The sequence below is a fragment of the Aminobacter sp. AP02 genome, assembly GCF_003148805.1.
In the GTDB taxonomy this organism is placed as follows: Bacteria; Pseudomonadota; Alphaproteobacteria; order Rhizobiales; family Rhizobiaceae; genus Aminobacter.
Window position 1 is genome coordinate 26,766 of the sequence record NZ_QGGX01000029.1, and the last position, 11,049, is coordinate 37,814.

Sequence of the window (11,049 nt, forward strand, 5' to 3'; positions counted from 1 at the left end):
CATCGATATCATCGGCACGCCGTTGACGCCGCTTTCCTATGCAGGCGTGGCCAGGCGCGGCGCCGTCGAGCCGTCCTTTTCTACAGGCTGCCTGCTCTTTGCTAGTAGGACTGCCAGAAACGTTGTAATAGACTTCGTAATAGACTTCGAGCCGATCCTGAGGGGAACTGCAAATGTTGACGAAGCGCGATCTACTCCGCTCCGCTGCGGCGATCGCCGCCGGCGCCGCGATTGCACGGCCGAGCCGCCTCATGGCGGAGAGCTACCCCGACATTATCGAGGCGAAGGACATCGCCGAGGAAGGCTTCATCTACGGACTGCCGATCGTGATGAACTATGCCATCATGTACGAGTACGCCGTCGATCAGAATTCGGGGCAGTTCAAGGCGCCGTTCAACCAGCTCAAGAACGAGCCAAACGTCTACACCTACAAGGACACGGCAATCGTTACGCCCAACAGCGACACGCCCTATTCCTTCGTGTGGCTGGATTTGCGGGCGGAGCCATTGGTGCTCTCGGTGCCGGCGATCGATCCGAAGCGCTACTACTCGGTCATGCTCTGCGACGGTAACACCTACAATTACGGCTACATCGGCACCCGCGCTACAGGCGGCGAAGCAGGCGACTATATGGTGGTTGGACCCGACTGGAAGGGTGAAACTCCGGCGGGCATCAAGCAGGTGTTTCGTTCGAGCACGCAGTTTTCCCTCGCGGGCTATCGCACACAGCTTTTCGGCCCGGATGATCTCGACAACGTCAAAAATGTGCAGGCCGGCTATAAGGTGCAGATGCTCTCGGCCTATCTGAATCAGACGCCCCCGCCGGCTGCGCCAACCATCGACTTCCCCAAGATCGACAAGGAACTCTTGAAGACCAACTTCCTCGACTATCTCGACTTCGCGCTCCAGTTCGCGCCTGCGCAGGACAACGAGAAGGAGATACGCGCCAAGCTGGCACGCATCGGCGTCGGGCCGGGCAAGACCTTCGACTTCAAGGACTTGCCAATGGAGCATAAGCTGGAGATCGGCTTGGGTATGAAGGAGGGCCAGCGAAAGGTCGACGAGGCCGTCGCGACGGCCGGCAAGACGATCAATGGCTGGCAGGTCGCCGGTCTTCCAGGCGATAGCGCCCACTATAATGGCGACTGGATGAAGCGCGCCGTCGCCGCCCAGGCCGGCATTTTTGGCAACGACCCGGAGGAGGCGACCTATCCCTACACGCGCGTCGATGGCGACGGCCAGACGCTTGATGGCAGCAAACACAATTACACGCTGACCTTCCCGGTGGGACAATTGCCTCCGGTGAACTCATTCTGGTCGGTGACGATGTACGACGGCAAGAGCCAGCTGCTGATCGAAAACCCGATCAACCGTTACCTCATCAATGCACCGATGTTGCCCGGTATGAAGAAGAACGAGGACGGCTCGCTCACCCTCTATATCCAGAAGGACAGCCCCGGCGCGGACAAGGAAGCGAACTGGCTGCCTGCGCCCAATGACACGATCTATCTGGTGATGCGCCTCTACTGGCCGAAAACGGAAGCGCCATCCATCTTGCCAGCTGGCGAAGGCACTTGGCAGCCGCCGGCGGTCGTAGCGCAATGAGGGCCGCTGGCCATTTTGATGCGTGAGGAGGAGCGATCAACGCAGACTCCGCGGTCGATGTCTGGTTGGGCCCGACAGTGCCGGAAGGCCATGAGACCAATTGGGTCCAGACAGTTCCCGGCAAGGGGTGGAACGTTCTTCTTCGCCTCTATGGGCCGCGGGGCCGTGGTTAGACAAGACCTGGAAGCCGGGCGAGTTCGATTGGTGGGGAGTGATCAGCAACCACTTTAGCTTTGAACAATAGCGAGCGTTGAATTGATCCAACATTTTCTATTGGGATGGAAATTCCTGTCGGTCGGAGTGGCGTTAGCGTACTGGCCAGTTTCGGCGCAGGGCGCAATCGCTAACACGCTGGCAACCTCTTCTGAAGACTGGGCCAGTTTTCACTTGGACAGCTTCTGCTATTGTCGGGATCGAATGACGGTTTCGATCACTGGCCTCTAGCGAAGCTATGCATCAGGACTGCCGCCGTTCGCTTGCTTCGCAAGGCCAAGAAGGGACTTGGCATGCGCTTTCATTGTCATATGCCTAAAATTCCGCGGAGCTTTGTCGCAGCTCTGAGTTTCACGGCTCTTTCGGGACTGTCCGGCCCTGCCTTTACCCAGGAGGTGACGGGAACCCTCGGCGCACCCGGCTCCACGACCACGATCGACGGCAAGCAGCTTCCGCCCGCGCCGCCGGCATTCGGCGGGGTGATCAAGCAGAAGGCATCGGACTCGCAGCCCTGGTGGGCGCCGCGCGTGGTGCCGCCGAAGGGCGCACCCAACGTGCTCCTCATCATGACGGACGATCAGGGTTTCGGCGCACCAAGCACCTTCGGTGGGGTCATACCGACTCCAGCCATGGATCGCATCGCCAACGCGGGTCTGCGCTTCACCAATTTCCACTCCACATCGCTGTGTTCACCGACACGGGCGGCATTGATCACCGGGCGTAACCATCACTCGGTCGGATCTGGGGTGGTCGGCGAAATCGCGACCGGCTTCCCTGGTTACGACTCGATCATTCCGATCGAGAAAGGCACTATCGGCACAATCCTCAGGGAAAACGGTTACGCCACTTCGTGGTTCGGCAAGAACCACAACACGCCGTCGTTCCAGTCGAGCCAGGCGGGACCCTTCAATCAATGGCCGAACGGCATGGGTTTCGAGTATTTTTATGGCTTTGTCGGGGGTGACGCGAGCCAGTGGCAGCCGAATCTCTACCGCAACACGACAGCCATCTATCCCTTCGAGGGCAATCCGGGCTGGAACCTGGAAACGGCGATGGCCGACGAAGCCATCCAGCACATGAAGCAGTTGAAGGAGCTCGCGCCGGAAAAGCCGTTCTTCGTCTACTACGTGCCGGGCGCCACCCATGCGCCGCATCACCCGACGCAGGAATGGGTCAAGAAGATCAGCGATATGCACCTCTTCGACGAGGGCTGGAACAAGGTTCGCGAGACGATCTTCGCCAACCAGAAGAAGCTAGGCATCATGCCCGAGAACGCGCAGTTGACGCCGTGGCCGTCGACGCTGCCGGCGTGGGATTCGCTCGGCCTCGAAGAGAAGAAGCTGTTCATCAAGCAGGCCGATGTCTATGGCGCCTACCTTGCCTATGCCGACAATGAGATAGGCCGGGTCATCCAGGCGGTGGAAGATCTTGGCGAACTCGACAACACTTTGATCATCTATATCGGCGGCGACAACGGCGCCAGCGCCGAAGGCAATCTCGACGGGACCCCGAACGAGTTTACCTCGTTCAACGGCGTCAACGTGCCGGTCAAGGACCAGTTTCTCTGGTATCCATTCTGGGGCTCGGAACGGACATTCCCGCATTTTGCCGCCGGCTGGGCTTGGGCGATGGATACGCCGTTCAAGTGGGTGAAACAGGTGCCGTCGCATTTCGGTGGAACATCACAGGGCGTGGCAATGTCCTGGCCCGGCCACATCGCTGACGCGGGTGGCATCCGCCGCCAGTTCCATCACGTCATCGACATCGTGCCGACCATCCTCGAAGCGACCGGCATCCCGGCGCCCGACGCCATCAACGGCATCGAACAGAAACCCATCGAAGGCGTCAGCATGGCATACGCTTGGGACAGGGCGAACGCTGACGCGCCCTCCGCACGCAAGACCCAGTATTTCGAGATGCTCGGCAACCGCGCCATCTATCACGAGGGGTGGGTGGCGGCGACCACCCCGGTGACCACCCCCTGGGCGATGAGCACCGCCGCGCCGCCGGACGTTATCACCGGATACAACTGGGAACTCTACAACGTTCAGGACGACCCGACCCAATTCGACGACCTTGCGGCGAAGATGCCGGACAAGCTCAAGGAATTGCAGGATCTCTTCTACTCGGAGGCAGCGAAATACGACGTCCTGCCGCTCGACAACTCGACGCTCGCCCGGTGGAACACGCCACGCCCGAGCCTCACGGCAGGACGCAAGGAATTCAGCTATTCGGGCGAGTTGAGCGGCGTGCCGGCTGGTGCCGCGCCGAGCATCCTGAACAAGTCCTTTACAGTCACCGCCGAGGTCGAGATTCCCGAGGGTGGCGCCGAAGGGATGATCGTCACCGAGGGTGGGCGTTTCGGCGGCTACGGCCTGTTCCTGAGCAAGGGAGAATTCGGCGTCGGTAGCGGCAAGGTGGTGTTCCTCTACAACTTCCTCGACCTGAAGCGTACGATGTGGGAGGGACCCGAACTGGAAGCCGGCAAGCACACTATCGTCTTCGACTACAAGTCGGACGGCCCGGAGTTGGGCAAGGGCGGTACGGGCGTGTTGTCCGTGGACGGCAAGCAAGTCGCCACGAATTCGCTGGAACACGGCACGCCGGTCACTTTCCCCGAGGATGAAGCATTCGACGTGGGTCTGGACACTCGTACGGGCGTTGCCTTGGTAGAATACCGATATGACTCTCCGTTCAGGTTCACTGGCAAGATCGACAAGCTGACGTTCAAGCTGCAATAGCCGCAATGCGGTGAAGCAAGGAGCCCGGCGGCAAACGTCGCCGGGCAAGACCAAGGGGGGTCCAAATGTTTGGCACCACGGGAGCCAACCCGAAGCTGCTGCTACCAATCACTGGCGCGGTCGAGGCGGCGACCGGGCTACTACTGCTCATAGCGCCTTCGATACTGGTCGAACTGCTGCTCGGTGAGCCTCTTGGTTCGCCCGCGGGCATCACTGTCGCCCGGGTGACTGGCGCGGCGCTGCTTACGCTCGGCATTGCCTGTTGGCTCGCGCGTCAAGACGCGGCAAGCCGTGCCGCAAAGGGTTTGATTGTGGCCATGCTGCTCTACAACGTGGCGGTGGTCGCGGTGCTGGTCATCGCCTGGACAAGAGAAGGGCTTTCCGGAATCGGGTTGTTGCCCGTCGTGCTGGCTCACGCTGTTCTGGCCGCCTGGTGTGTTGCGGGCCTTTTGATGCGAGCCGGGTCATAACGGCATCTACCCCGCTCCAGCATGGCAGTGACACAACACTCTGCGTGACGGAGAGTGTCCTTTCATGGCAACCCAAAGCGGACATTGATCTGATCAGACAGTCCATGAACGAGCAGGATGCGATCATCGCTGTCGCAGCGGCGGGAACAAATACCGATGCATAAGTCTCTTCGTGCTACGCTCAAATCAGCCGATTGTCCTCGGCCTTCTGCCGGTCCCGACGGCGTGTGCCGTCGGTGTCCGCCTTTCGGTGCCGTTCAGCAGCCGCCTTTCGGATCTGCTCGAAACGATTGTCTTCGACTTGCTTGGACGTCTGCTGCGGATGTGTCTTTTTCGCGAACGCTATCATTGTTTAGGCTCCATGCTCCAACGGGTGGGAGCGCTCCGGCGTTTGCCTGAGCGCTTTGAAAACCGGCTCTTGTCAGGCGGAAAGAGCAGTTGAGCATGCCTGCGCACCCAGCCGGTCAGGCGAGGTTTGCCCCGGCATCGTTGCCCAGCCGCCAGCTTCGACGAACTGCCACTTCTTGAAGCTGTCGGGTATCGCCTTGAACTCGGCAAGTTTCATCGCCGCATCGGGCGCCGCGTTGAACCTTTCGAGGCATATGGCGGATGCTAGCTCTCCACGCGCCGTGTCGCCAGCGGTCGCAGCCATTTTCTGGGATGTACCGCCGGTGACCCAGCCGCCCCAGCTGAAGCCGACGACGATCGTGGCGATCATCGCCGCGATGCATGCCCAGACCAGCATGGTCTTCGAAGGCTGGTAGTCTTCCCATCGACGAGAGAGAGATGGTTTCGTGGTGCTCTGTACGGCCATGGAGATCGTCCTTCCAGGTTGTGGTGCGGATTGCTTTAGTCCGGCCGAACCGGCCGAACGGTTCAGGCACTGCTCTCAATATGCCATGCCGCCATTGCCGGTCGACGGGGTGGATTCCTTCGCGGGAATGTCGGCAATCATCGCCTCGGCGGTGATCAGGAGCGCTGCGATCGAGCCGGCGTCCTGAAGTGCGGTTCTGACGACCTTTGCAGGGTCGACGATGCCTGCTTTGATCATGTCGACATAGGTTTCGGTCTGGGCGTCGAAGCCCTGGTTGCGGTCCTTGCTGTCAGTCAGCCTGCCGACGACGATGGAGCCCTCGACGCCTGCGTTCTCGGCGATCTGCCGGACCGGAGCCTCGAGCGCCCTGAGCACGATCGAGATGCCGGCGGTCACGTCGGCATTGGCGCCCGTCAGCGAAGCGAGGGCGGCCCTGGCACGCAGCAGCGCGACGCCGCCGCCCGGCACGATGCCTTCCTCGACGGCTGCTCGCGTCGCGTTGAGCGCATCGTCGATGCGGTCCTTCTTCTCCTTGACTTCGGTCTCGGTCGCGCCGCCGACGCGGATGACGGCAACGCCACCGGCGAGCTTGGCCAGCCGTTCCTGCAGCTTCTCTTTGTCATAGTCCGAGGTCGTTTCCTCGATCTGCGCCTTGATCTGGGCGATGCGTGCGACGATTCCGGCCTTGGCGCCGGAGCCGTCGATCACCGTTGTCGTGTCCCTCTCGATCACCACCCGCTTGGCGCGGCCGAGCATGTCGAGCGTGACGTTCTCGAGCTTGATACCGAGGTCTTCGGAGATCATCTGGCCGGCGGTCAGGACGGCGATATCCTCCAGCATGGCCTTGCGGCGGTCGCCGAAGCCCGGAGCTTTCACCGCCGCGACTTTCAGGCCGCCGCGCAGCTTGTTGACGACCAGCGTTGCGAGCGCCTCGCCCTCGACGTCCTCCGAAATGATGAGCAGCGGCTTGCCGCTTTGCACCACCGCCTCCAGGATTGGCAGCATCGCCTGGAGATTGCCGAGCTTCTTCTCGTGCAGGAGGATGTAAGGATCGTCCATTTCGACGCGCATCTTCTCGGCATTGGTGACGAAGTAGGGCGAGAGATAGCCGCGGTCGAACTGCATGCCTTCGACCACGTCAAGCTCGGTCTCGGCGGCCTTGGCTTCCTCGACGGTGATGACGCCTTCGTTGCCGACCTTTTTCATTGCCTTCGCGATCATCTCGCCGACTGTCGCATCTCCGTTGGCGGCAATGGTCCCGACCTGCGCGATCTCTTCGGAGGACTTGACCTTCTTCGATTGCGCCTGGATTTCCTTGACGACGGCGGCGACGCCGAGATCAATACCGCGCTTCAGATCCATCGGATTCATGCCGGCCGCAACCAGTTTGGCACCCTCCCGCAAAATCGAGGCGGCGAGCACAGTCGCGGTGGTAGTTCCGTCGCCGGCGAGATCGTTGGTCTTCGAAGCGACCTCGCGGACCATCTGCGCGCCCATGTTCTCGAACTTGTCGGCAAGCTCGATCTCCTTGGCGACCGTGACGCCGTCCTTGGTGATGCGCGGCGCGCCATAAGCCTTGTCGATGACGACGTTGCGGCCCTTGGGGCCGAGAGTCACCTTGACGGCGTTGTTGAGCAACTCGACACCGCGCAACATGCGGTCGCGGGCGTCGCCGGCGAATTTGATTTCTTTGGCAGACATGGTGTTCGTCCAGTTCGGTCTTGAGATGCGGGATCGAAGATCAGGCGGCCTTCTTGGCGGCAGTACCAGTCTTCTCGACAATGCCCAGGATGTCGCTCTCCTTCATGATAAGGAGGTCTTCGCCGTCGATCGTGACCTCGGTCCCGGACCACTTGCCGAAAAGGATGAGGTCGCCGGCCTTGACGTCGAGGGGAACCACCTTGCCGCTTTCGTCGCGGGAGCCAGGGCCGACTGCGGCCACCTCGCCTTCCTGTGGCTTCTCCTTCGCGGTGTCGGGAATGATGATCCCGCCTTTGGATTTGAGATCGCCTTCCGCGCGTCGAATGACGACGCGGTCATGGAGGGGCAGGAATTTCACGGGGTTCTTTCTGAGGCCGGCGCATAGGGCGACCACCTCAGATACATAGCGACTCTGGCACTCGAATGATAGGAGTGCCAGAATTATTTCTTACGCCTCGAAAAATAACAATCGGACTCTTCAACACATTCGAACGGAAAAACAAAATCTCCCGCGTTCAGAAATATTTTCCACCCGTGTATTTATCACAACGCGAGGAAATAAATAAAAATGCAGATCGCCTTGCAAAATATACGATCTTAGCCCATATATATACCTCGTTGATTTGGCCGATTTGGCTTCGCGGTGTCAGAGACTACGACCCGCCATTCACCACCGAATTCTCGATAGCGAATGCATCAAGCGCCGTTCCGGCGCACATATCGCTCCTTTCGAACATTGGAATGAACCCCGCCGCTGACCACGGATGTACTGGCAGCACGGAAGTTCGTTCCGGTTCGAATGGATGATGCGGGAGGCGCGTGAGCGCTCTTCTGCGGAGGAATCCACCCATGACAACGCGCACCACGCAAACCGTCGTCCGGTTCACCGCGCCCTTTATGCTGCCTGGCTTCGACGCCGCGCAGCCTGCCGGTGACTATCGCGTGGACCAGGATGACGAACTGCTGGAGGTATCCTCCCGCCTCGCCTGGAGACGTGTAGGCGCCTTTATTCACCTGCCGGCCATCGGCATTGATGGCCATACACATCAGTTGGCGCCGATCGATCCTGCTGATCTCGACGCCGCACTTCAAAAGGACCACCAACAGTCATGACTTCTACGAGCTTCATTCAACGCGCCGCCCGCCAGTTCCGGCGTGAGGTTCCGACGCATCTCTTCGCGGTGGGGCAGTGCGTCAAGCTAAAAGGCGGGTTCGCGAGACCCGCTCTTGCCACTGACATTTATCGCATCACCGGCACGCTGCCGCCGCGGGGAGATTCACTGCAATACCGCATCCGCAACGACGACGAGCGTCATGAACGCGTGACGACCGAAGACAGCCTCGAGCCGGTCGACATATCGCAATCTGGCAGCGACGCAACGCTCATCGAAAGGACGTTCGCTCATGGCTAAGGGACAGAAACGAAGCAATCGCGAGATCAGAAAGCCGAAGCAGGAGAAGGCTCCACCCAAGCCTGAAAACAGCTTCGGGAATCAGATCAAGGTTGCCGCAAGCGCCAATGGACCTCTTGGCAGGGGCAATCCCTGAGTTCGTGCTGGCCGGAAGGATGGCGATGCATATCGTGATCGAATTCTACCGCATCCGGGACAGGGACGACGCGCATGCGGTTGTCGGTCGGGAGACTGCTGAAGCAGCCAATCTCGACGACGCAATGGAGGTAGCGCGACTTCTCTTGCAAACGCTCAACATGCCGCAACGACCCGACGCCATGACGATTACCGATGCGGCCGGCGCGGTGCTCTATGCCGGCGCGCTCGAAGCCGACGTGCCGAACGAGGAAAGGACACGACCATGAACGCACCCAACAACTACCCGGAGCTGACACACAAGACCGCGGGCTTCGCCATCGAAAGATGGGAAAACGAGGGCGGCGCGCACGCCCATGATTCCCCGGATCTTCACTATGGCCGCCGTGTTGAGGCGGATCGTTCCTGGACCGTCTACCATGTCTTCACGGGGATTCCGGCCCGCATCGACGGCAACACGATGATCGGGCTCACCCAACGGGTTGCGACCGACGGCATGCTGTCGCTCAATCGGCACAACGAACTGCGCCGCCGAAGTGGAGGCAGCCCGATTGCACGCATCCGGACCGCACCGCGTACGGCAGAGGAATGCCGACGGTGACCCTCGAATTCCCTAATCCGAGCCGCAGCTTCGACGAAGTGCGCAACGCCGTTCGCTTCATCGGACATGATGGCATGTTCGAGGTGCCATTCTTTGTCGAGACTGCAGCGCTGGCAAAAGCCGGCAAGACGCACCTGTCCGAAGCTGACTCCCTGACGGCTTTCGATACTGCGCGCAGTTCGATCCACGATGTCGCACGCGAGGTCTATTCCCACGGCCGCCGTACCACCTATACGCTGACTGCTGCCGATTTCCGGTAGAGGCACGGTCAATGCTGATCCGCTACGGCTACGAGATCAAGTTGACCTGCCAGCAGCCGACCGCCCTGGTGTGTCTGCTGTCGGTCCACGAAGACCGGGCAGCCGACATATGCCGGAGACGACATTCACAACACCCGATGTGCCCGTATCGACCTACCGCGATCTGTTCGGCAACCGCTGCCGGAGGCTCGTCGCGCCCGCTGGCGACCTGACCATGTGGGGCGATGCGACGATCTGGGATGACGGAAAACTCGACAGGGTGCTGCCTGGCGCACGCGAACTCTCAGTGCCTGAACTTCCGGACCATAGCCTCGTCTACCTGATGGGTAGCCGCTAAAGCGAGACTGACCGCGTCAGCCAGATTGCGTGGGACCTGTTCGCCACGATCGAGCCTGGCTGGAGTCGCGTGCAGGCGATCTGCAACTTCGTCCACAACCATATACGCTTTGACTACATGCAGGCCCGATCGACACGCACGGCTTTCGAGACCTTCAATGAACGCGTGGGCGTTTGCCGCGACTTCGCGCATCTGGCGATCACGTTTTGCCGGCGCCTCAACATCCCGGCGCGCTACGTAAACGGTCATCTCGGCGACATCGGCGTCCCGGTCGTAGATCCGATGGATTTCAGCGCCTGGATCGAGGTGTTCCTCGATGGCGAATGGCATACATTCGATCCGCGCAACAATGTCCTGCGGATCGGCAGGATCGTGGTGGCGCGCGGCCGCGACGCGACCGACATACCCCTGATCAATTCATTCGGCCCGCATGTTCTGAAGGCATTCAGGGTATGGACGTACGAAGTGCCGGCTTCGAGTTCGTAACAGTTGTGTTGCAGCCTTAACTTTCCGCGACCTGGACATGCACGATAACGCGGACTTCAGCGCGAGACGCGGAAGTTGGGCCGGTGTTGAAGGATTTGAGAGCCGAGCAACCGCGACCCTGACTTTAGCATTCGGCATGTCCGCCTTCAGGTCCCGGCGAGGATCGCCTCAATGGCCGAAATGATGAAGGGTTTCGGGTGCCGGCAGGCGTACGAAAGCCTCCCATGCAGGAACCCGCGAGCCACAGGCGACGGCTTATGGAGATTTCGGATTTC

Annotated in this window: 11 protein-coding genes and 2 pseudogenes; 10 read left to right on the plus strand and 3 right to left on the minus strand. The window is 60.4% G+C overall.

Features of this window, described 5'->3' with window-relative positions; genetic code table 11:
* The first annotated feature begins 173 nt into the window (after positions 1 to 173).
* From C8K44_RS24825 to C8K44_RS24840, 4 genes and pseudogenes are all read left to right on the plus strand, one after another.
* Complete coding sequence (locus C8K44_RS24825) at positions 174 to 1,604, plus strand: DUF1254 domain-containing protein (protein ID WP_109578441.1); 1,431 nt, start codon at positions 174 to 176, stop codon at positions 1,602 to 1,604.
* Positions 1,605 to 1,639: 35 nt separating this feature from the next.
* Positions 1,640 to 1,848, plus strand: a pseudogene (locus C8K44_RS24830) (DUF1214 domain-containing protein); the annotation flags it as partial.
* 280 nt (positions 1,849 to 2,128) lie between these two features.
* Positions 2,129 to 4,558, plus strand: coding sequence for an arylsulfatase (locus tag C8K44_RS24835; protein ID WP_245417623.1), 2,430 nt, complete (start codon positions 2,129 to 2,131; stop codon positions 4,556 to 4,558).
* A 65-nt stretch (positions 4,559 to 4,623) separates the two neighbouring features.
* Positions 4,624 to 5,028: a hypothetical protein gene (locus tag C8K44_RS24840; protein ID WP_109578442.1), complete on the plus strand. Its 405-nt coding sequence runs from the start codon at positions 4,624 to 4,626 to the stop codon at positions 5,026 to 5,028.
* Between the two features lie 421 nt (positions 5,029 to 5,449).
* Here the strand turns inward: C8K44_RS24840 and C8K44_RS24845 are convergent, their stop codons facing one another.
* The 3 genes from C8K44_RS24845 to C8K44_RS24855 form a co-directional block, all read right to left on the minus strand.
* Positions 5,450 to 5,842, minus strand: coding sequence for a hypothetical protein (locus tag C8K44_RS24845; protein ID WP_109578443.1), 393 nt, complete (start codon positions 5,840 to 5,842; stop codon positions 5,450 to 5,452).
* 75 nt (positions 5,843 to 5,917) lie between these two features.
* Entirely contained in the window at positions 5,918 to 7,543 is a 1,626-nt protein-coding gene (gene groL, locus C8K44_RS24850) for a chaperonin GroEL (RefSeq protein ID WP_109578444.1), read from the minus strand.
* 40 nt (positions 7,544 to 7,583) lie between these two features.
* Positions 7,584 to 7,901: a co-chaperone GroES gene (locus C8K44_RS24855; protein WP_109578445.1), complete on the minus strand. Its 318-nt coding sequence runs from the start codon at positions 7,899 to 7,901 to the stop codon at positions 7,584 to 7,586.
* A gap of 491 nt (positions 7,902 to 8,392) precedes the next feature.
* Between C8K44_RS24855 and C8K44_RS24860 the strand changes: the two genes are divergently transcribed.
* From C8K44_RS24860 to C8K44_RS24885, 6 genes and pseudogenes are all read left to right on the plus strand, one after another.
* Complete coding sequence (locus C8K44_RS24860; RefSeq protein ID WP_109578446.1) at positions 8,393 to 8,656, plus strand: hypothetical protein; 264 nt, start codon at positions 8,393 to 8,395, stop codon at positions 8,654 to 8,656.
* A complete protein-coding gene (locus tag C8K44_RS24865) occupies positions 8,653 to 8,955 on the plus strand; it encodes a hypothetical protein (protein WP_109578447.1) in 303 nt (100 codons plus the stop codon). The genes C8K44_RS24860 and C8K44_RS24865 overlap by 4 nt, the downstream gene beginning before the upstream one ends.
* Before the next feature lie 161 nt (positions 8,956 to 9,116).
* Positions 9,117 to 9,359 carry a hypothetical protein gene (locus C8K44_RS24870; protein ID WP_109578453.1) on the plus strand — a complete coding sequence of 81 codons (243 nt, stop codon included), beginning with the start codon at positions 9,117 to 9,119 and terminating at the stop codon, positions 9,357 to 9,359.
* A complete protein-coding gene (locus C8K44_RS24875; RefSeq protein ID WP_109578448.1) occupies positions 9,356 to 9,691 on the plus strand; it encodes a hypothetical protein in 336 nt (111 codons plus the stop codon). The genes C8K44_RS24870 and C8K44_RS24875 overlap by 4 nt, the downstream gene beginning before the upstream one ends.
* On the plus strand, positions 9,688 to 9,951 hold the full coding sequence (locus tag C8K44_RS24880; protein WP_109578454.1) for a DUF1488 domain-containing protein: 264 nt from the start codon (positions 9,688 to 9,690) through the stop codon (positions 9,949 to 9,951). The genes C8K44_RS24875 and C8K44_RS24880 overlap by 4 nt, the downstream gene beginning before the upstream one ends.
* A gap of 11 nt (positions 9,952 to 9,962) precedes the next feature.
* Positions 9,963 to 10,774 (plus strand): annotated as a pseudogene (locus C8K44_RS24885) (transglutaminase family protein).
* The last annotated feature ends 275 nt before the right edge of the window (positions 10,775 to 11,049 follow it).